16 protein-coding genes are annotated in these 20,300 nt (G+C 71.5%); 6 read left to right on the top strand and 10 right to left on the bottom strand.

Annotated features, from left to right (window positions below):
- Positions 1-43: 43 nt before the first annotated feature.
- Complete coding sequence (locus ACFWV3_RS04375; protein WP_382408112.1) at positions 44-1,093, bottom strand: GNAT family N-acetyltransferase; 1,050 nt, start codon at positions 1,091-1,093, stop codon at positions 44-46.
- Positions 1,094-1,310: 217 nt separating this feature from the next.
- Between ACFWV3_RS04375 and gltX the strand changes: the two genes are divergently transcribed.
- From gltX to ACFWV3_RS04360, 3 genes are read left to right on the top strand one after another with little or no spacing between them, the layout of a single operon-like run.
- A complete protein-coding gene (gene gltX, locus ACFWV3_RS04370; protein WP_382408110.1) occupies positions 1,311-2,786 on the top strand; it encodes a glutamate--tRNA ligase in 1,476 nt (491 codons plus the stop codon).
- Complete coding sequence (locus tag ACFWV3_RS04365; RefSeq protein WP_382408108.1) at positions 2,773-4,002, top strand: MFS transporter; 1,230 nt, start codon at positions 2,773-2,775, stop codon at positions 4,000-4,002. The genes gltX and ACFWV3_RS04365 overlap by 14 nt, the downstream gene beginning before the upstream one ends.
- On the top strand, positions 3,999-4,619 hold the full coding sequence (locus ACFWV3_RS04360; RefSeq protein WP_382408106.1) for an HAD family hydrolase: 621 nt from the start codon (positions 3,999-4,001) through the stop codon (positions 4,617-4,619). Before ACFWV3_RS04365 ends, ACFWV3_RS04360 begins: the two co-directional genes overlap by 4 nt.
- Positions 4,620-4,630: 11 nt before the next feature.
- Here ACFWV3_RS04360 and leuS read toward each other — a convergent pair whose 3' ends face one another.
- From leuS to ACFWV3_RS04345, 3 genes are all read right to left on the bottom strand, one after another.
- Positions 4,631-7,132 carry a leucine--tRNA ligase gene (gene leuS / locus ACFWV3_RS04355; protein ID WP_382408104.1) on the bottom strand — a complete coding sequence of 834 codons (2,502 nt, stop codon included), beginning with the start codon at positions 7,130-7,132 and terminating at the stop codon, positions 4,631-4,633.
- A gap of 8 nt (positions 7,133-7,140) precedes the next feature.
- A complete protein-coding gene (locus ACFWV3_RS04350; RefSeq protein ID WP_382408102.1) occupies positions 7,141-7,422 on the bottom strand; it encodes an acyl carrier protein in 282 nt (93 codons plus the stop codon).
- Between the two features lie 210 nt (positions 7,423-7,632).
- A complete protein-coding gene (locus tag ACFWV3_RS04345; RefSeq protein WP_382408100.1) occupies positions 7,633-8,976 on the bottom strand; it encodes an aldehyde dehydrogenase family protein in 1,344 nt (447 codons plus the stop codon).
- Between the two features lie 350 nt (positions 8,977-9,326).
- Here ACFWV3_RS04345 and ACFWV3_RS04340 point away from each other — a divergent pair, with 350 nt between their 5' ends.
- Genes ACFWV3_RS04340 through ACFWV3_RS04330 form a run of 3 tightly spaced genes read left to right on the top strand, consistent with a single transcriptional unit; the run spans position 9,327 to position 13,104 of the window.
- Positions 9,327-10,883, top strand: a complete 1,557-nt coding sequence (locus ACFWV3_RS04340; protein WP_382408098.1) for an amino acid adenylation domain-containing protein — start codon at positions 9,327-9,329, stop codon at positions 10,881-10,883.
- 27 nt (positions 10,884-10,910) lie between these two features.
- On the top strand, positions 10,911-12,086 hold the full coding sequence (locus ACFWV3_RS04335; protein WP_382408096.1) for a pyridoxal phosphate-dependent aminotransferase: 1,176 nt from the start codon (positions 10,911-10,913) through the stop codon (positions 12,084-12,086).
- A gap of 37 nt (positions 12,087-12,123) precedes the next feature.
- A complete protein-coding gene (locus ACFWV3_RS04330) occupies positions 12,124-13,104 on the top strand; it encodes an SAM-dependent methyltransferase (RefSeq protein ID WP_382408094.1) in 981 nt (326 codons plus the stop codon).
- A gap of 757 nt (positions 13,105-13,861) precedes the next feature.
- On the opposite strand, the gene ACFWV3_RS04325 is transcribed toward ACFWV3_RS04330, so the two are convergent.
- The 6 genes from ACFWV3_RS04325 to ACFWV3_RS04300 all read right to left on the bottom strand — a co-directional run bounded on the left by ACFWV3_RS04325 (position 13,862) and on the right by ACFWV3_RS04300 (position 20,283).
- The gene (locus ACFWV3_RS04325) at positions 13,862-14,707 is read right to left on the bottom strand and encodes a TauD/TfdA family dioxygenase (protein ID WP_382408092.1); all 846 of its coding nucleotides are present in this window, start codon (positions 14,705-14,707) and stop codon (positions 13,862-13,864) included.
- A gap of 48 nt (positions 14,708-14,755) precedes the next feature.
- Positions 14,756-15,940 carry a cytochrome P450 gene (locus ACFWV3_RS04320; RefSeq protein WP_382408090.1) on the bottom strand — a complete coding sequence of 395 codons (1,185 nt, stop codon included), beginning with the start codon at positions 15,938-15,940 and terminating at the stop codon, positions 14,756-14,758.
- A 66-nt stretch (positions 15,941-16,006) separates the two neighbouring features.
- A complete protein-coding gene (locus ACFWV3_RS04315) occupies positions 16,007-17,035 on the bottom strand; it encodes an isocitrate/isopropylmalate dehydrogenase family protein (protein WP_382408088.1) in 1,029 nt (342 codons plus the stop codon).
- A 34-nt stretch (positions 17,036-17,069) separates the two neighbouring features.
- Positions 17,070-17,699, bottom strand: coding sequence for a 3-isopropylmalate dehydratase small subunit (gene leuD / locus ACFWV3_RS04310; RefSeq protein ID WP_382408086.1), 630 nt, complete (start codon positions 17,697-17,699; stop codon positions 17,070-17,072).
- Positions 17,696-19,108, bottom strand: coding sequence for a 3-isopropylmalate dehydratase large subunit (leuC, locus tag ACFWV3_RS04305; RefSeq protein ID WP_382408084.1), 1,413 nt, complete (start codon positions 19,106-19,108; stop codon positions 17,696-17,698). Before leuC ends, leuD begins: the two co-directional genes overlap by 4 nt.
- The gene (locus tag ACFWV3_RS04300) at positions 19,108-20,283 is read right to left on the bottom strand and encodes a LeuA family protein (RefSeq protein ID WP_382408082.1); all 1,176 of its coding nucleotides are present in this window, start codon (positions 20,281-20,283) and stop codon (positions 19,108-19,110) included. The genes leuC and ACFWV3_RS04300 overlap by 1 nt, the downstream gene beginning before the upstream one ends.
- Between the last annotated feature and the right edge of the window lie 17 nt (positions 20,284-20,300).

Raw genomic sequence — 20,300 nt, 5'->3', positions numbered from 1 at the left:
AGCCCGGACCGCGCGGTCCGGGCTGGGGCCCTCCGGTGTCCGTTCAGCGCCAGGCCCGGCCGGTGACCCCGCGCACGTCCCAGCTCGCGAGCTCGTCGAGCGCGGCGGGCACCGGGTCCCGCGGCACGGCGCCGGTGTGCTTGAGCATCAGGTTCGGCAGGGGGCCGTCCAGGGCGAACCGGCCCGTGGGCTCGGAGACCTCCGCCCTCCACCGGTCCAGTACCGCCCGCGCCTCGCCCGGCAGGTCGTGTGCCCAGACCAGGATCCAGTTGCCCGGCAGGAGGTCGTGGGCCACGTCGATCAGGTCCGCCTTGACGTCCGGGTCGTCGGCCTCGCACTCGACGATGGTCGTCGGCGTCTGCCCGTCGTCGGGGTCCAGCACGAACCGGTGGGCGACCAGGAACCCCGCCGGCTTCTCGTCGCCCGCCACCAGGTAGTAGTAGCGGGCCAGGGGGTTCGCGGCACGCCACGAGTAGTACTCGAGGTCCCGCGCCACGCGGACGCGGCCGTCGTCAGGGACGCGGGACGCGACATCGGCCATCGCCGCGACGGTCTGGTCGTCTCCCGGCGCCACCGAAATGGGGACGCCCGAGCGGGCACCGGTCCGCACCGGCTCGGCGGACCACGCCGGCCGAGCCGGGTCGCCGGTCCTCGTGAGGACCGAAAGGGCCCACGGCCCGACCATCTTCCAGCCCCGCAACAGCATGGCGGGGATGGAGCCCTGGTCACCGAAGTCGAGCAGCCACGGGTGTTCAGCCGCCCGCAGCCGGCGCGCCGCCTCGTCGAGCATCCGGTGGAACAACGGGCTGTTGCGGTGCTCGGGGACGATGATGGTGTCGGTGACGCACGGCAGCACGAACCGGGCGCCGTCGCATTCCCACGGCGACCCGAACACGCCGATCATTCCCGCCACCCGGCCCGAGGAGTCCCTGGCCAGCACCGAGTAGCGCCCGTCGAGGTACGGGTTGTCGCGGTACTTCCAGTGGTGGTAGGCGAGGTTCTTCTCCCCGCCGTGCCACAGGTCCTCCTGCAGCTCCACGATCTCTGGCAGGTCGGCGGGCAGGCATTCGGAGAGTGCGAACGTCTCGCTCATCGAAGCTCCCGGTTGAGAAGATCCTTGGTTTCTGCCGGAGGTTAACCGGCGGCGGGTAATCCGCAGGGGCGTGCCGGTCAGTCACTCGATGACGCCGCGGTTACCCGCTGGTTACCCCCAGCTCGATATTTTCGGGACATCTGCTCCTTGTTCGGTGATTCATCGAAGAATGGTGAGTGACGTGTCTTCGGTCAGTCGGAACGAAACTGCAGCTCCCGTGCGCACGGTCTTCGCGCCCTCGCCCATCGGGCCGCCCAGCCTCGGGCTGATCCGCACCGCGATCTTCGGCTGGGCCTTGGCCCGTCGGCACGGGGGGACCTTCGTCCTGCGGATCGAGGACACCGACCAGGGCCGGGTCCGCGAGGACTACTACCGGGCGCTGCTCGACGTGCTGCGGTGGCTCGGCCTGGACTGGGACGAGGGACCGGAGGTCGGCGGGCCGCACGGACCCTACGTGCAGAGCGAGCGCCGGGAACTGCACCTCGAGGTCGCCAGGAAGCTGTTCGAGGCGGGCGAGCTCTACGAGTCGTTCTCCACCCCGGAGGAGGCGGCTCGCCGCCGGGAACAGCGGGGCGACCGCGTGGGAGCGAAGTACGACAACGCCGACCGCGACCTCACCGAGGCGCAGAAGGCCGCGTTCCGCGCCGAGGGCCGCAAACCCCTGCTGCGGCTGAGGTTGCCGGACGGGGAGACGGTGTTCGACGACCTCGTGCACGGCAGGACGGTCTTCAAGGACGGTGGCAGCGCCGATCCCGTGGCCGTGCGCTCGAACGGGCAGCCCACCTTCGTGCTGGCCAACCCGATCGACGACGCGCTGATGGGCATCACGCACTCGCTGCGCGGTGAGGGAGCGCTGTCGTCGGTGCCCCGGCAGGTCGCCGCCTACGCGGCGCTGCAGCGCATCGGGGTGGCGAGCCACATCCCCCGCTTCGGTCACCTCGCGCCGGTGCTCGACGCCTCCGGCAAGCCTCTCGACCGCACCATGCCGGAGGCCGACGTGCTCGCCCACCGGGACAGGGGAGTGGTCCCGCAGGCGATGTTCAACTTCCTCGCCTCGATCGGCTGGTCGCACCCGCGGCGGGGCGACCACTTCAGCGCCGCGGAGCTGGCGGAGGCCTTCGAGCCGGCGCGGGTGAAGTCGCGGCCGGCCAAGCTCGACCTCGGCCGACTCGCCTCCTTCAACGTCAAGCACCTGCGCGCGCTGGACCGCGACGAGTTCATCGCATTGCTGCGGCCGCACCTGGACACCGCACGCGCCTCGGCTGAGGTGATGCCGCCCCACCAGCGCGACCTGCTGGAACGGGTGGCCCCGCTGGTCCAGGCCCGGTCCCGGTCGCTCGTCGAGGCCGCCGAGGCGATCGCCTGCCTCTTCGAACCCGGTGAGGTCGTGGCGAGCCGGTGCGGGCAGGACACCGACCGGGAGGCCCTCGCCGCGGTCGCGGACCTGCTCGAGGACGTCGAGGACTGGACCGTTCCCGGCCTCGAGACCCGGCTGCGCTCCGGGCTGGACGAGACCCCGGAGCTCAAGCGCAGGGCTTACGCCGCACTGCGTCTCGCGATCACCGGACGTCCGGTCAACCCGATGCTCTTCGAGGTGCTGGGCCTGCTCGGCCGGGCCGACAGCCTCGCCCGCGTCCGGCTGGCACTGGGCGGCGCGGAGGTCGCCGCCGGGAACGCCCGTGCCGCGGGCTGAGTCGCGCGGCGGTCCGCTGGTCTGGTCGGCCCTGCTGATGGCCGTCGGCAACGGGGCCTTCATGACCTGCTCCGCGCTCTACTTCACCCGCGTGTCCGGCCTCACCGTCGGCGAGTTCGGCCTCGGCCTCAGCATCGCCGGTGCGGTGGGGCTGTTCGCCGGCGTCCCGCTGGGTCACCTGGCCGACCGGTTCGGCCCTCGTGGGATGACGGCGCTCCTCTTCGCCGTGCACGGGCTGGCGGTGGCCGCCTACCTCCTCGTCCACGGCCTGCCCGCGTTCGTGGCGGTCGCCTGCCTCTACGTCGTCTCGCAGCGCGGCGCGCGGGCCGCCCAGCAGGCCCTGGTCGGGGCGCTGCCGAACTCGGACTCCCTGGTGCTCACCCAGGCGAGGATGCGCTCGGTCAGCAACATCGGCCTCGCGGCCGGTGCCGCGCTCGGCGGACTCGCCCTGCAGAGCCAGGTGGGCACGGCGCTCAGCGCGGTCTTGGTGGCGAACGCGTTCGCGCTGCTCGCCTCCGCGGCCCTGCTCCTGCGGCTCCCGGCGGTCAGCGGCACCCCGCACGACGAGACGGCGCCGTCGCGGTGGCCGGTGTTCCGGGACATGCCCTTCCTCGCCCTGACCGTCGTGAGTGCCGTGCTGTCACTGCACTTCCTGGTGCTGGACCTGATCCTGCCCTTGTGGATCGTGCAGCACACCAGGGTCCCGCAGTCGATGATCACCGCGCTGTTCCTGATCAACACGGTGGCCGTCGTGGCCTTCCAGGTGCGGGTCGGGAACCGGGTCCGCACCGTGCGTGAGGCCGTGTCCAAGAGCTGGCTCGCCGGGCTCGCGCTCCTCGTGACCTGCGTCCTGTTCGCCTTGTCCGCCCACGGTTCCGTGCTCACCGAGATCGTGCTGCTGGTGGCCGCCGGAGCGGTGCACGCGGGCGCGGAGATCCTCTTCTCGACGGTGTTCTGGGTGGTCAGCTTCGACCTCGCCCCGGAAGGACGGCGGGGGCAGTACCAGGGCTTCTTCTTCACCGGTTTCGCCACCGCGGCGATGGTGGCGCCGGTGCTGCTGACCTTCCTGATCATCACCTGGGACGGACCGGGCTGGCTCGTGCTCGGCGCCCTCGGGGTCGCGGGAGGTCTGGCGGTCGGGCCGATCGTGGCGTGGGCGGACCGCCGCCGGGCAGGGGCACCCCCGTGTCCGTCGGTCGGGAGCGACACCGCATGACGGGCTTGGTCGTCGGCTTCGACCTGGACCTGACGCTGTTCGACACGACGCCGGCGGTGGCTGCGGTGCTGGGGCTCGCGGCCGACCGCGTCGGACACCCGGTGGACGTGCCGGCCGTGCTCGCGGCACTCGGGCCGCCGCTCGACGAGCTGATGAGCGGCCACCTCGCCGCGAAGGACGTGCCCGGTTTCGTGGCCGGCTACCGCGCGCTGTACCCCGTCCACGGCCCCCGTGCCGCAGTTCTCCTGCCGGGGGCGGCCGAGGCGGTGGCGGCCGTGCGCGGCCTCGGTGGCTCGCCCGTCGTCCTGACCGGCCAGCCGGTGGACACCGCCCGCGCGCACCTCGTCCACTCCGGACTGGACGTGGACGAGGTGGTGGGTTCGGTGTGGGGGAGCGGGAAGGCCTGGGTGCTGAAAGCCCTGGGAGCCTTCGCCTACGTCGGCGACCACCCGGCCGATGTGGCGGCCGCGCACGAGGCGGGGGCGCACGCGGTGGCCGTCAGCACCGGCAGGCACGGGCCGGTGGAACTGGCCGGCGCGCACATCGTCCTGCCGACGCTCGAGGACTTCCCCCGGTGGCTCGCGTCGACGAGCCACCGGGGAACGGGTCCGCGATGAGTGCGAGCGGGTCAGGCCTCGCCGCGGGGCAGGACGATGCTCACCAGCTTCGGCTCCCGGACGATGATCTTGATCGGCGTCCGGCCCGCCAGGGCGGCAACGACGGTCTCGTCGGCCAGGGCGCGGTCCCGCAGCTCGTCGGGGGAGACCGACGGCGGCACCTCGATGCGGCCACGGACCTTGCCGTTCACCTGGACCACGCAGGTCACCTGGTCGACGACGAGGAACTGCTCGTCGGCCACCGGCCACTGCGCCAGGCTCACCGTGTCCCCCGCCTCGACGTCGTGGCCGAGGGCCGACCAGCACTCCTCCGCGCAGTACGGCGCGAAGAGGCTGATCATGACGGCGAGCGCGGACACGCCTTCGCGGACCGCGGGGTCGGCCGGGCCTGGGCCGTCGACGATCGCCTTGCGCAGCGCGGTGGTCAGCTCCATCAACCGGGCGATCGCGACGTTGAAGCGGTTCCGGTCGACGAGCTCGGTGACCTCCTTGACGGTCCGCGCGGTGGTGCGGCGCACGGCCATGTCGCCGTCGTCGTCGCCAGCCGGTTCCCCGCCGGCGGCGACGTCCTGGCTGAGCCGCCACACCCGCTGGAGGAACTTCACCGACCCAGCGGGCGAGACGTCGGCCCAGTCGATGTCGTCCTCGGGAGCACCGGCGAAGATCATGGTCAGCCGGACGGCGTCCACCCCGTAGGTCTCGAGCTCCACGCCGAGGTCGACGAGGTTGCCGGTGGACTTCGACATCGACGCGCCGTTGAGGATCACCTGGCCCTGGTTGAGCAGGGCGCGGAACGGCTCGCCGAAGTCGAGCAGCTCCATGTCCGCCAGCACCTTGGTGACGAACCGGCTGTAGAGCAGGTGCAGGATGGCGTGCTCGACACCGCCGATGTACCGGTCCACCGGAAGCCACTTGCGCAGCTCCTGCGGGTCGAACGGCCGGGTGTCGTCCTCCGGTGAGGGGAACCGGAGGAAGTACCAGGACGAGTCGACGAACGTGTCCATGGTGTCGGTGTCGCGCTGGCCGGGACCGCCGCAGCGGGGGCACGGCACGGTCGTCCACTCCGGCACCGTGCTCAGCGGCGAGACGCCCTGCGGCGCGAGGGCGGCGCCGCGCAGGTCGGGCAGCCGCACCGGGAGCTGGTCCTCGGGAACGGGGACGGCGCCGCAGTCCTGGCAGTGGACCACGGGGATGGGGCAGCCCCAGAAGCGCTGGCGGGAGATGAGCCAGTCGCGCAGCCGGAACTTGACCGCGGTGCGGCCGACGCCCCTGGCCGAGAGGATCTCGTTGACGCGCTCGACCGCCTCCGGCTGGTCGAGGCCGTCGAGCTCGCCGGAGTTGACCGCCTTGCCTGCGCCCGTGACGGCGACGCCGGTCTGGGCCGGGTCCGCCTCGCCGGTGTCGACGACGACCCGCACCGGCAGGCCGAAGGCCGCGGCGAAGTCGAGGTCGCGCTGGTCGCTGGCCGGCACCGCCATGACCGCGCCGGTGCCGTAGTCGCTCAGCACGTAGTCGGCCGCCCAGATCGGCACGCGCTCACCCGTGAGCGGGTGGGTCGCGTACCGGCCCAGGAAGACACCGGTCTTCTTGCGGTCGCTCGCCTGGCGCTCGATGTCGGAGAGCCGCTTCACCTCTTCGAGGTACGCGTCGAGCTCCGGCCGCTGCTCCGGGGAGCAGAGCTCGGCGGCCAGCGCCGCGTCGGGCGCCACGACGAGGAACGTGACCCCGTAGACCGTGTCCGGCCGGGTGGTGAACACCGTCACCGGATCGGCCAGGCCCTCGACCGCGAAGTCGATCTCGGACCCCTCGGCGCGGCCGATCCAGTTGCGCTGCATCTGCAGGACCCGTTCCGGCCAGTGGCCGGTGAGCTGGTCCATGTCGTCGAGCAGCCGCTGGGCGTAGTCGGTGATCCGCAGGTACCACTGGCGCAGCGAGCGCTTCGTGACCTCGGTGCCGCACCGCTCGCACCGGCCGCCGACGACCTGCTCGTTGGCCAGCACGGTCTGGTCCTTGGGGCACCAGTTGACCCAGCTCAGCTTCCGGTACGCCAGGCCGCGCTCGGCCATCTTCACGAACAGCCACTGGGTCCAGCGGTAGTACTCCGGGTCGGAGGTGTGCAGCCGCTTCGACCAGTCGACCGACACCGCGTACCGGCGGAACGACGCCGCCTGGGTGGCGATGTTCGCGTACGTCCACTCCGCGGGGTGCGCGTCCCGCTTGATGGCGGCGTTCTCCGCGGGGAGGCCGAACGAGTCCCAGCCGATCGGGTGCAGCACGTCGTTGCCCTTGAGGACCTCGTAGCGCGCGACGACGTCCCCGATCGCGAACGCCTCCGCGTGGCCCATGTGCAGGTCGCCGGAGGGGTACGGGAACATGTCGAGGACGTACTTGCGCGGCCGGCCCTCGTTCCTGCCCACGCGGAACTGGTCGAGCCGGTCCCACACGGGGAGCCAGCGCTCCTGGACCGACCGCCAGTCGTACGGGGAACCTGTCGCGTTGTGCACTTCAACCATCGGGTGTCCTAGTCGGTGGGGCTGGATGGGCTTGCGGTCTTCGCGCCGACCAGCCGGGCGAGCGCGAGCGGACTCTGGAAGTTGGCGAGGTCGAGGTCGTCCTTGGCGATTCGAATGTCGAAGCGCCGCTCCAGTTTCGCAATGAGGCCGACCATCGACAAGGAGTTAAGCACACCGCTGTCCACGAGGTCGGTGTCGGGAGTCAGTTCGGTGATGCCGAGCAACTCGACGAGACATTCGTTGACGGCGTCGAGAACGGTGTCCTGGGCCGACGAACGGACGATTGCCATGCGAACTCTCCTTGAACCGGGTGGTGATGAGTGGTCGTGCGCTCGGGGCGGGCCGGCCGGGTGATCCGCGAAGAACCGGCCGGGCGGAGCAACTCGAAAGAACTTCTCGAGTTACCTTCCGATTACCCTCGCCCGTTGCGCATTGCGAGAAAACGTGCCCAAGAGCCGGAAGAGAACGGAACTCTCATTCGGCGGTGGTTTCGCCGCCGGTCAGGCGATCCTGACGGTGACGGTCTTCGGCCGCTGGTACTCGGTGAGGGCCAGCACGCTGAGGTCGGTGCCGGTGCCGGACTGCCCGCGGCCGCCGTGCGGCAGGTCGGCCGTCTGCTCCAGGTGGCAGTTCACCCAGACCTCGCCCGCCCGCAGCTCGCGGCTGACGCCGAGGAGGTCGGCGACGGAGTCGCCCCACACGCTCGCCGCCAGCGCCTGCGGCACGTCGTTGGCCATCTGGACGGCGTGCGCGAGCGAGTCGGCCGCCTGCACCGTCAGCGCGGGGCCGAAGACCTCCTCGACGACGGCGGGGTCGTCGTCGGGCAGGTCGGCGAGGACGATGCCGGGGCGCCAGTAGCCGCCCTCTTCGCCGGCGGCCACGGCCACCTCGCCCTGCTCGCGGATCGCGGCCTTGCTGGCACCGACGATGGCGTCGTACCGGGCGATCTGGTCGGGGTTGTTGAGGGGGCCGAAGTCGACGCCGGCGCGGCGGCGGCGCATGGCCTCGGCCAGGCCGGCGACGGTGGCGTCGTGGTTCTCGGCGAGGGTGATCACTCTCGCCGGGGCGGCGCAGCTCTGGCCAGCGTTGTAGGTGCAGGCCGCGACGATGTCGTCGTAGGTGTGCCCGGGAGCGTCCGGGAGCACGACCACCGGGCAGTTGCCGCCCAGTTCGAGGCTCACCCGGCGGAGCCCGGCCCTGGCCTGCACGTCGAGCCCGCCCTGCGGGCTGCCCGTGAAGGCGATCGCGTCCACCGCGCTCGCCACCAGCAGCCGGCCGGTCTCCCGGTCGCCGGTCGTCACGGTCAGGACACCGGGGGCCAGTGCCTCCGCGGCGTGCTCGGCCAGCAGCAGCACGCTGTCGGGCGTGGTCTCGGCGGGTTTGACGATCACCGCGTTCCCAGCGGCGAGCGCGGGGGCCAGTCGCCAGATCGCCATCATCAGCGGGTAGTTCCACGGCACGACGACCCCGACCACGCCGAGCGGCTCCCACCGCACCCAGCTCTCCCGGCCGGGCAGCCGATGCCCGCTCGCCGGGCTGAGATCGCCCCGGACCACGCCCGCGTAGAAGCGCAGCAGGTCGACGCAGTTCGCGACCTCGCCCTCGGCTTCCGGCCGGGGCTTGCCGGTGCCGGCGCACTCGCCGTCCACGTAGGCCGCGGCGTTGTCCTCGACCGCGGCGGCGAGCCGCAGCAGGCGCCGGGAGCGCTCGCCGACGGTGAGCGCGGCCCAGCGGGCAGCGCTCGTGCGCGCCGTGCGAACTGCGTCGTCGATGTCGTCTTCGCGCAATGCGGGGAAGACCTGTCGCGGGAGGCCGGTCCTCGGGTCGTTCGTAGTCGAGGGCATGGGCCCAGTAAACGGCCGGCGTGTCCGAAAGGCCACTGAGCAAGGCCCATTCCGCGGTAATTCACGGCATCGCCGCGCTCATCGGACCGCAAGTGGGGCGAAGTGCTCTTCTCGTTGTGCCGGACCTGCGGATGTATCGAGGACGAATGCGGATGAATGAGAGGCTTGTGCCGGTCCGCACCGCGTCATCGGCGATCACCGCGACCAGGTGGCACGGGCCGCGGGAATGCGCCGGTATCGCAGGAGGAACGCCGCCGTGCAGGGTTATCCGTCGAAAGGCGCATGCACGCGTTTCTGCGAGGAGGTATCTCGGTGGGATTCCACAGCCCGGTCGGAAAGGGTGAACCGGCGTGACGCGGCTCGACGCGCTCGTCGGCGCCCAGGCCGCGCGGACACCGGACGCGGTCGCGATCGTCCACGGTGAGCGGCGCCTCACCTACCGCCGGCTCGACGAGACCGCGAACCGCGTGGCGAACACCCTGCTCGCGGGCGGTCTGCGCCCTGGCGGGCGGGTCTGCGTGCTGGCGCCGAAGTCGCCCGAGATGGTCGCGTACCTGCTGGGCGTGCTGAGGGCCGGTGGCGTGTGCGTGCCGCTGGACACGGCGAGCCCGGTCAGCCGCCTCGCGTCCGTCGTCGGCCAGGTGGGCCCGTGCGTGCTGCTTGCCGTCGCGGCCCGCTCCGTGCTGGCCGCCGACGTGCTGGCCGCCGTGTCCCCGGAGGTCGTGACCGCGCTGGTCGTCCCCGACGGCACCGCGGCCGCGGACGTGCCCGTGCTGGACGAGACCGCACTGGCGGCGGCGTCTGCGCAGGACCCGCAGGCGCCGGTCGGCGAGTCCGGTGTCGCGTACCTCCTGTTCACCTCCGGGTCCACGGGCGAGCCGAAGGGGGTGCAGCTCACGCACGACGGCATCGCGCACTTCGTCGGCTGGGCCCACGACCACTTCGGGTTCACCGCCGAGGACCGCGTCACCTGCCATCTCCAGATGCACTTCGACGGCTCGCTGTGGGACGTGTACGGCGCGCTGAGCTGTGGCGCCGAACTGCACCTGGTGCCCCCGTCGGCCAGCCTGACGCCGATCGCGCTGGTCGAGTTCCTGCGGTCCTCGCGGGTCACGCAGATCGCGACTGTGCCGTCCATGCTCAGCGCGATCGCACGGTACGACGTGCTCACCGAGGACGACCTGCCGGACCTGCGCCGCCTCGTCTGGGGCGGCGAGGTGTTCCTGCCCGACGACCTCGCGTACTGGATGAAGCGGCTGCCGCACGTCTCGTTCACCGGTGTGTACGGCACCACCGAGGCGACGATCGCGAGCTGCTTCCACACCGTGACCGACCCGCCGGGCGAACCCCTGCCGATGGGCGTCGCGATCCCGGGGGAGGACGTGTCCGTGGTCGGCGAGGACCTGGTTCCGCTGCCCGACGGCGAGATCGGCGAGGTCGTGATCGGCGGCGCCGGCGTGACGCCCGGTTACTGGCGCTCGCCGGAACGCACCGCCAGGGCGTTCTTCGAACGGGACGGCCGCCGCTTCTACCGGACCGGCGACCTCGGCCGGATCGGTCCCGACGGTCTGCTGCGCTTCCACGGCCGCGCGGACCGGCAGGTGAAGATCAGCGGCTACCGGGTCGAGCTCGACGACCTGCTGACGGCACTCCACTCGGTGCCGGAGGTCGCGGCGGCATCGGTCGTGACCACGCCGGGTCGCCGCGGCGAACCGGAGATCTGCGCGGCGTTCGTCGCCGCCGAGCAGGACCTGACCGTCCCCGTGCTGCGGGACGCGGTGGCGCGCAGGGTGCCCGCCTACATGGTCCCGCGGCGCTGGCTGGCGCTCGAGGCGTTGCCCGTCAACGCCAACGGCAAGACCGACCTGGTGGAACTGCAGCGGCGCTTCGCCGCGGACGAGGGCTGAGCGGTGGACTCGGGAAAGGACAGGGACGTGACCGTCCCCGCCCCGCGCGCGTCGTCGCGCGTGCGCGGGCTCGTCGCCGGACGGATCTTCGAACTGCTCGGCGAGGCTGCGCGGTCGGACGCCCTCGACCTCGGGCTCGGCGTGCCGGGCGCTCCGGAGACGTCACCGCGGCTGATCGACCTGGCCTGCGACGCGCTGCGCTCCGGCCGCAACCAGTACGAGCTCCCGGACGGCAACCGCGAGCTGCGCCGGTGGATCGCGGGCACGCTGCCCGGCGACACCGACCCCGACACCGAGCTGACCATCACGGTGGGCGCCACCGAGGCGTTGATGGCCGCCGTGCTGGCCGTGGTCGACCCCGGCGACGAGGTCGTGGTGTTCGAGCCGTACTACGAGAACTTCGTCAACGCCGTGGCGCTGGCGGGCGGCGTCACGCGGTTCGTGCGCACCCGGCCGGACGACTGGCGCTTCGACCCCGCCGAGCTGCGCGCCGCGTTCGGCCCGAGGACGCGCGCGGTGATCGTCAGCACGCCCAACAACCCGACCGGTCACATGCTGGACGAGTCCGAGTGGGCCGAGATCGCCGCGCTGTGCCGGGAGTGGAACGCGGTCGTGATCTCCGACGAGATCTACAGCGGCTTCACCTTCGGCAAACCGCACGTCTCCGTGGCCGAGGTCCCCAGCCTGCGGGACCGCAGCTTCCTCGTCGGCAGCCTGTCGAAGACCCACTCGGTGAGCGGCTGGCGGCTCGGCTACCTCCGCGCGAGCGTCGAGCTCACCTCGATCGCCCGGCAGGTGCACGCGACGGTGTGCGCAGGAGCCCCCGCGCCGTTGCAGGAGGCGGTCGCGAAGGCGGCGGCCGAGGACCCCGGCTTCGCGCGGCCCACCGACGACCTCCGGTCCCAGCGCGACCGCGTGGTCACGTTGCTGGAGAAGATCGGCCTGCAGTGCCGTCTCCCGGACGGTGGCTGCTACCTCATGGCGCGGATCCCGCCGGAGGCGGGTGAGAGCAGCGACGGCTTCGCCCACCGGCTGGTGCGCGAGGCCGGTGTGCTGGTGGCGCCGGGAACCGTCTTCCACGCGGACCCCGCGGCCGGCGCGGACCACGTGCGCGTGGCGTTCAACCGCAGTTCGGAGTTTCTCGACGAGGTGGCCGTCCGGCTGGCCTCCTTCCACACCGGAGTGTCCGGAACCGGGCTCTGACCGGCTTTTCCAGCAGGATTGAGATGGGAGCACAACCGTGGCACAGCAGGTGATCGACCGTCCGGTCTTCGACTACATGCAGGCGTACGTGACCTGCACCGTCATCTCCGCGCTCGAGAAGCTCGGGGCGCTGGACCAGCTGGCGGAGCAGGGCGTCGTCCCGGCCGAGCTGGGGTACGAGGAGTTCCTCGGCGAGGCGACGTTCCGCTACCTCGCCGAGCGGGGGATCGTCCGGCTGGACGGGAACCGTTACGTGCTCACGAAGTCCGGACGCCACCTCTACGACGAGCGCGGCTACCTCCTGTGGCTCGCGGGCGGCTACGGCGAGGCGCTCAACAGCCTCGACGCCCTGCTGTCGCGCAAGCAGACCTTCGGCAACGAGGTGGACCGCGACGTGCGCTGGGTCGCCGTCGGCAGCGCGCTCGTCGGCGCGGCGGACCTGCGCGACGAGGTGATGGAGATCGTCGGCGACATCGAGTTCACCACGATCGGCGACATCGGCTGCGGCAACGGCCACTTCCTCATCGACCTGTGCCGGGCGACCAACGCGAAGGGCGTCGGTTACGACATCAGCCCGGCCGCCTGCGAGGAAGCGACGCAGGAGGTCGAGAAGGCCGGGTTCGGCGACCGCATCCGCATCGTGCAGGCCGACGCCACCGACGTGGACAGCGTGTCGCACCTGGAGGACGTCGACCTGGTGATGGCGTTCTTCTTCATGCACGAGGTGCTCGAACTCGGCCACGACGTGCTCGTCAACTACCTCACCAGGACGTGCGAGCGGCTGCCCGCGGGCGCGTACGTGCTCACCTGCGAGGTCGCACCGCCCGAGCAGGGCGAGGACACCGCGGAGGCGTTCGGGCCGGAGTACGTCTACACGCAGGCGCTGATGTCGCAGGGCCTGATGAACGGCGACCGGTGGTCGGCGGCGTTCACCGAGGCGGGGTTCCAGGTCGAGCGGATCGTCGAGGGCCGGCTGCCCGGCTCGCGGCTGATCCTCGTGCGCAAGCCGCTCGGATAGGCCTCCGCCGGGACGGGCGTTCGACGCGGGCACTCCGGTACCGCACGGTCCGGGGTGACCCGCGTCGCCCCCGACACACCCCGCCGCACAGGCTTGGATCCGGCTGTCACGGTGGGCCTCCGCCGGTAGTCCGCGCGGCGAGCGGGTCCTGCACCGCCGAACGCGTAGGCGACGAAGTCCCTCGGGTCGCAAACCGCGTGCACGCCCGCGCGCCGCGTGCCGCCGCCAGACCCGATGGTGTGCACACTGATCGTCGCCGCGTTGATCGTGAACTGGTTGACGACCGAGCCGGCTGCCATGTCCGGCCGCGGAGTCCCAGGCGCGACGTGCCGGCTGCTTCGTCCCCGTGTGAACGGCGTTCACACGACGTGAGACGAAGCGAGGTGTTCCACGGCGCTGCTGACCTGCTGGACACAGGGTCCTCTTTCTCATTCCGCGCCCAGGTCGGTGCACCTCGCGTCCTGGCCGCAGGCCAGCGAGAAGCTCGTCGACGCCGCCCTGTCGAAGCAGGTCGCGACCGCGCGGGCCTGGCAGAGCTGGGCCGGGCGACGCGCAGGGCGTCGGGCGTCCGGATCCGCCGGTCCCTCGGCAACGCCCTGGTCGGGCTCCCGCGATGAGTGCGGCGGGCACGGGCGGCAGCGGCCCGGAGATCACGGTGGCCGTTGCGAAGGCCTGACCGTCCACTGAGGAGCAGAGGTGAGAAAGGGGCCTGACCGCTGCCGGTCAGGCCCCTTTCCGGTCTCCAGGTGGACCTGGTTCAGTGCAGGCGCAGGCGCTTGAGGTGGCGCGGGTGCGCGGGGGAGGAGACGCCGGCCGTCCTGCCGTGGAAGAAGTACGTGTTGTCGACGACCACGAGCAGGCCGCGGCGCCAGTGCACGCCGACGGCGCCGGCCGCGTACATCGCGGACAGCAGCTCCTGCAGGGCTTGGTCGACGACCTCGGCGCTGTCGCCGGCCTCGTTGACCCACTCGAGCTTGTCGTGGAAGAAGTCCCTGAACGAGAACACCGCACGCCCCTCGTGCGCACGCAGGATCGTCTCCCCGGCGGGCAGGTGGGCGTAGCGAGTGCGGGACAGCACGGCCTGGTGCTCCGGTGAAAGCCGGTGCAGCACAGCGGACATCGGCACCAGCACCGTCTGGGCCGACGCGGGGTTCGCACCGGGGTCCTGGCACATCAGCACTATGTAGCGCGGTTGCTGCCCGGCGGTGCGCCCGCTGCCCTCCGTGTGCAGCGACAGCGAGTTCTCCGCGAACGGCTGCAGCGAGATGTCGGCGGTGTGCGCGTGGCGGGTGACGAGGTTGAGGATCACCCCATCGGTGACGAACGGCTGCACGGCCGGATCGGTCTCCGGCATCGCGGTGCCGAGGTGCGTGCCGAACGCCCGGAAGTCGTCGTCCGACAGGAGTTCTGCCAGCTCCACCACGGCGGCGCCGTGCTGCCGGAGCGCGGCCCGGACGACGCGCGCGACCTCGGCGGGCGTGCCACCGGCGGGGACGACCGCACCGCCGAGCGGTTCTGGCAGGGGCTCGGACGAGTCCAGCAGGACTCGACGTGACGTGACGTGGACGTGGGAGTCCTGCTCCGCGAATACGCCGGTTCGCACTTTTCCTCCTGGGAGAACGAGGTCGGTCGCGTACGGGGTGCCACCGGGTCAGGACAGGCGCACCGGCAGGCTGTGCAGGCCGCGGATCAGCGTGCTGTCCCGCCACACCAGCGTTTCCGGCTCGGCGGCGAGGGTCAGGTTCGGGAACCGGGCGAGCAGCTGGGTCAGCGCGACGTCGAACTCCAGCCGGGCGAGCGGCGCGCCCAGGCAGAAGTGGATGCCGTGACCGAACCCGACGTGCCCGTGCGCGGACCGCGTCACGTCCAGTCGATCCGGGTCCTCGAAGCGCTCGGGGTCGCGGTTGGCCGCCAGCAGCGACACCATCAGGAGCTCGCCGGCCGGCACCGTGACACCGCCCAGCTCGACCGGGTCCGTGGTGTAGCGGAAGGACGCGATGTTGATCGGGCCCTCCAGCCGCAGGAACTCCTCCGTGCTCGCCGGGATCAGCTCGGGCCTGTCCCGCAGGATCTGCAGCTGGTCGGGGTTGCGCAGCAGGGCCAGCACCGCGTTGCCGATGAGGTTGACCGTCGTCTCGTGGCCCGCCACGAGGAGCAGGAACGCCATCGACACGAGCTCGTCGGTGGTCAGCTGGTCACCGGACTCCGCGGCGTGCACGAGAGCGGAGAAGAAGGTGTCGTCCGGCGCGGCCGCCCGCACGTTCCGCACGTGCCGGTGCAGGAAGTCCGCCATCGAGGCGGTGGCCGCCTGCGCCTGTTCCTCCGTGCCGAAGTTGAGCAGCTGGTTCGACCACTCGCGGAACTCGTCGCGGTGGACGAGCGGGATGCCGAGCAGCTCGCAGATGACGGTGACGGGCAGCGGGATCGCGAAGTCCTCGAGGAGGTCGATCACGTCACCGTCGTGCAGGCCCGCGATCAGCTCGGCCGTGATCTCCTCCACCCGCGGCCGCATCTTCTCGACCTGGCGGGTGGTGAACGGCTTGGTCACGAGCTTGCGCAGGCGGGTGTGGTGCGGTGGGTCCATGAACACGATGTGCTCGGCGAGCGCGTCGTGGCGCACGCGGCCGACGAGCTTCTTGCTGATCCCCGGAGCGGTCAGGGCGGCTTTCACCTCGTCGTACCGGGTCACGAACCAGACTTTGAGCCCGCGCGGCATGCGCACCTCCCGCACAGGCCCCTCGGTGCGGAGCAGGTCGTGCACCTCGTGCGGGTTCTGGACGTAGTCGTCGGGCAACTGGGTGATGACGCCACCCGCGGTGGGGGAAGTCGCGGTCATCAGGATGTTCTCCTCAGAAAGTGGTGGTGCACGGGAAAAGCGGTTGTGACGAGCACGGCGCGGTCGTCAGCGGAGCTCGGCGCGGATCGCCGCGCCCGCCTCCTCGGTGCCGAGGGACCCGCCGAGGTCCGGCGTGCACCGCCCCGCCTCCACCGTGCGCGCCACGGCCGTGCGAACCGCCTCGGCCTCGGTCGCGTGGCCCAGGTTGTCGATCATCAGAGCCGCGCTGAGGATCGCCGCGACGGGGTTGGCGACGCCGCGTCCCGCGAGGTCGGGGGCGCTGCCGTGCACCGGCTCGTACAGGCCGAACCCGGTCACCGGGTTCAGGTTGACCGAGGTGGCGATGCCGATGCCGCCGCCGAGCTCGGCGGCGAGGTCGCTCAGGATGTCGCCGTAGGAGTTGTTCGTGACGATCACGTCGAACCCGGCGGCGTCGGACACCAGCCGCATCGCGGCGGCGTCGACGTAGAGGTGCCGGGTGACGACCCCGGGGTGGCGCCGGCGCGCGTCCGCCCAGCAGCGCTGCCAGAGCTTGCCGCCGTTCGGCACGGCGTTCGACTTGTCGACCATGCAGACCTCGGAACGGGCGATGCCGAACGCGTAGTCGAGGATCCGCGACACCCCGCTGTGGGTGTTGACCTCGACGTCGAGCGCGACCTCGTGGGAGGTCGACTGCCGCAGCGCACCGCCGATCCCCGCGTAGAGCCCCTCGCTGTTCTCCCGGACGACCACGCAGTCGATGGCGCCGCGCTTGACGTCCTTGAGCGGGCTCAGCCGCTCGGCCGGCAGGCTGACCGGGCGGTGGTTCACGTAGAGGTCGAGCTCGAACCGCAGTCGCAGCAGCACGCTCCTCGCGTAGTCGGGGCTCGTGATCCGGGGATCGCCGATCGCGCCGAACAACGCGGCGTCGCTGCTCCTGATCCGGTCGACGTCGTCGTCGGACAGCGCGGTGCCGGCGTCCAGGTAGCTGCCGGCGTTCACGTGGCCGAGGACGTCGAACTCCAGACCGAGGCCCAGGTCGTCCAGCACGCGCAGGGCCTGCGGCACGACCTCCGGGCCGACGCCGTCTCCTGGGATTACCGAGATGACAGTCATTCTCGCCGTTCCTGTTCCGTCAGGCGGTCAGCGGTCACGAGGGCGTCCGCCCGCTGCCCGACAGCAGCCCGGGGCGGAGGGTGGGGAACCACGGGCTGCGGGTCAGCTCGTAGCGCGCGATCTGCTCCTCCTGCTGTTCGGTGAGGCCGATGTCGTCCAGCCCGGTGAGCAGCAGGTGCCGCGCGCGTTCGTCGACGTCGAAACTCCAGCGAGCGCCGGTGACGCGCAGTTCCCGCTCCACCAGGTCGATGGTGATCTCCAGCCCGGGATCCGCGTCGACCGCGGCGGACAGCGTCGCGACGTCCCCTTTGGACAGAGCGACCGGCAGCAGGCCGTTGGTGAGCGCGTTGCGGCGGAAGATGTCGCCGAAGCTCGCGGCGACGACGGCCTTGAAGCCCCAGTCGCGCAGCGCCCACACCGCGTGCTCGCGGGAGCTGCCGGTGCCGAAGTTGCTGCCGGCCACCAGGACCGTCGCTTCGCGCAGGTGCGGCTGGTCGAGCGGGAACCCCGGCTGGCCGCGCCATCCGGCGAACAACCCGTCGTCGTAGCCGTGCTTGGTGAGGCGCTTGCAGAACTCCGCAGGGATGATCTGGTCCGTGTCGATGTCGTCGCGCCGGATGGTCATCGCCCGTCCGGTGTGGACGGTGAACGGCTTCGTGCTCACGGGGTGGCTCCGTCCAGGTGCTGGGGCGCTGCGAGGTGCCCGGCCACGGCGGTGGCCGCCGCAGTCGCGGGGGAGACGAGGTGCGTGCGCGCCTGGTCCCCCTGCCGGCGCTCGTAGTTGCGGTTGGACGTGGACGCCACGCGCGCGGGACCGGTGATCCGGTCGGTGTTCATCCCGAGGCACATCGAACAGCCCGACAGCCGCCACTGGGCGCCCGCCGCGGTGAAGACCTCGTGCAGGCCCTCCTCCTCGGCCTGCTTGCGGACCTGCATGCTGCCCGGCACCACGATCATGCGCACGCCGCTGGCCAGCCGGCGGCCCGCCAGGACGCCGGCCGCGGCCCGCAGGTCCTCGATGCGGCCGTTGGTGCAGGAACCCAGGAAGACGGTGTCGATCTCGATGTCGCGCATCCTCGTGCCCGGCACCAGATCCATGTACTCCAGCGCCCGTTGCGCCGCGGCCCGTTCACCGGGATCGGCGAGCGAGGCGGGATCGGGCACGACCCCGTCGCCGACCTGCACGGCCTGCCCCGGGTTCGTGCCCCACGTGGCGAATGGGGTCAGGGTGGATACGTCGATCCGGACGGTCTTGTCGAACGAGGCGCCCTCATCGGTGCGCAGCTCCCGCCACGCGGCCACGGCCTCGTCCCACCGGGCGCCCGAAGGCGCGGCGGGCCTGCCGCGCAGGTACTCCTCGGTCACCTCGTCCGGTGCCACGAGACCGGCGCGCGCACCTGCCTCGACGGACATGTTGCAGATCGACATCCGCCCCTCCATCGAGACGTCGCGCAGCACGGGGCCGCGGTACTCGATGACGTGGCCGTTGGCACCGTTCGCGCCGATCTCCGCGATGAGGGCCATCACCAGGTCCTTCGGCGACACCCCGGCCGGCAGCATGCCGACGAACTCCACGGCCATCGTCCTGGGCTTGGCGAGCCGCAGGGTCTGCGTGGCCATGACGTGCTCGACGTCGCTGGTGCCGACCCCGAAGGCAAGCGCGCCCAACGCCCCGTGCGTCGACGTGTGGCTGTCACCGCACACCACCGACATGCCCGGTTGCACGAGACCCAGTTCCGGAGCAACGACATGGACCACGCCTTGACGCTGGTCGCCGTGGGCGAAGAGCTCGATCTCGTGCTTCGCGCAGTTCTCCCGCAGCCGTTCGACCTGGGCGCTGCCCATCGGGTCGCGGATCAGCAGGCTGTCGGTCGGGACGTTGTGGTCCTCCACGGCGAGGGTCAGGTCGGGCCGGCGCACGCGCCGTCCCTCGTGCTCGACGCCGTCGAACGCCTGCGGCGACGTGACCTCGTGGAGCAGGTGCAGGTCGATGTAGAGCAGATCGCCCTGGTCGTCGGAGCACACGACGTGCTCGTCCCAGATCTTGTCGATGACGGTCCTCGGACGAGGCATCAGATCGCCGCCGCGACCGTGGTGCTGAGGACCTGCTCCAGCTCCGCGACCGAGATGTAGTCGCCGTCCGAGCGGGAGGCGATGTGCTCCTCGTACACCTTCTGGCCCAGCTCCGCGTCCCAGGGCAGGCCCAGCTCGTCGAACACGTGCCGCAGCACGGCGCGGCCGGAGTGCCGGCCGACGAGGATCTTGCGCTCCTGGCCGAACCGCTCCGGCTCGACGTACTCGTAGGTGATCGGGTTGCGCAGCATGCCGGCCTGGTGGATGCCGGCCAGGGTGCTGAAGACGTTGTCGCCGAAGATGGCCTTGTTGCGCGGCGGGGCGAGGCCGATCTTCCTGGACAGGGTCTGGAACACGTCGTGCAGTCCGGCGGTCTCGACGGTCGTGTGCGCGTCGTACAGGTGCCCCTTGTAGGTCAGCACCGCCGCGAGCTCCTCCAGCGGCGTGTTGCCCGCGCGTTCGCCGATCCCGGCCACCGTCGCCTGCACCTCGTCCGCACCGGCCTCAACGGCCGCGAGCGCGTTCGCGAGCGACAACCCCATGTCGTCGTGGCAGTGGACGCTCAGCACGACGTCGTCGGAGATCCACGAGCGCACCTTGGCGGTCATCTCGCCGAACTCGCCGGGCACCATGTGACCGGTCGTGTCGGCCAGCACGACGGTGGTGGCGCCCTCGGCCAGACCGGTCTCGATCAAGGCGCGCAGCAGGTCGTCCGACCCGCGGCTCGCGTCCTCCAGGCCCAGCGAGATGTCCCGCACGCCCAGCGATCGGGCGAGGCCGATGGCGAACTCGCACTCCGCCAGGTTCTCCGCGCGGGTGATCCCGCGCTTGTGCTCCATGTGCAGCTCGCTGCCGGTGACCATGATCTCGACCTGGTGGCGGTCGGTACCACCGCCGGCGACGGCGGCCTCGATGTCCGCGCGGTTGGCGCGGGCGAGCGAGCAGAACCGGGCTGTCGTCAGCGCCCGCGACACGAGCTGCAGCGCCGTGAAGTCGCTCGGGCTCGAGTTGGGGAACCCGACCTCGATGACGTCCACCCCGAGCGCCTCGATGGCCAGCGCCAGTTCCAGCTTGGTCTGCGGCGACATCGCGTTGCCCGGCGCCTGCTCACCGTCGCGCAGCGTGGTGTCGAACACCGAGATCCTGCGTGAACCCCGCTTTCCGGTAGGACTCATCACCACTCCTGGTTCGT

This window comes from Lentzea sp. NPDC059081 (assembly GCF_042738015.1).
Taxonomy (GTDB): Bacteria; Actinomycetota; Actinomycetes; order Mycobacteriales; family Pseudonocardiaceae; genus Lentzea.
Note: the sequence above shows the minus strand (reverse complement) of the source record. Positions and strands in the feature narration are given on the sequence as shown.

Excerpts from the sequence above, each read along its gene's own strand:
- ACFWV3_RS04315 (WP_382408088.1), bottom strand. The coding sequence starts at position 17,035 with ATGACTGTCATCTCGGTAATCCCAGGAGACGGCGTCGGCCCGGAGGTC.
- ACFWV3_RS04375 (WP_382408112.1), bottom strand. The coding sequence starts at position 1,093 with ATGAGCGAGACGTTCGCACTCTCCGAATGCCTGCCCGCCGACCTGCCA.
- ACFWV3_RS04345 (WP_382408100.1), bottom strand. The coding sequence starts at position 8,976 with ATGCCCTCGACTACGAACGACCCGAGGACCGGCCTCCCGCGACAGGTC.
- leuC (WP_382408084.1), bottom strand. The coding sequence starts at position 19,108 with ATGCCTCGTCCGAGGACCGTCATCGACAAGATCTGGGACGAGCACGTC.
- ACFWV3_RS04350 (WP_382408102.1), bottom strand. The coding sequence starts at position 7,422 with ATGGCAATCGTCCGTTCGTCGGCCCAGGACACCGTTCTCGACGCCGTC.
- ACFWV3_RS04360 (WP_382408106.1), top strand. The coding sequence starts at position 3,999 with ATGACGGGCTTGGTCGTCGGCTTCGACCTGGACCTGACGCTGTTCGAC.
- ACFWV3_RS04320 (WP_382408090.1), bottom strand. The coding sequence starts at position 15,940 with ATGACCGCGACTTCCCCCACCGCGGGTGGCGTCATCACCCAGTTGCCC.
- leuS (WP_382408104.1), bottom strand. The coding sequence starts at position 7,132 with ATGGTTGAAGTGCACAACGCGACAGGTTCCCCGTACGACTGGCGGTCG.
- ACFWV3_RS04300 (WP_382408082.1), bottom strand. The coding sequence starts at position 20,283 with ATGAGTCCTACCGGAAAGCGGGGTTCACGCAGGATCTCGGTGTTCGAC.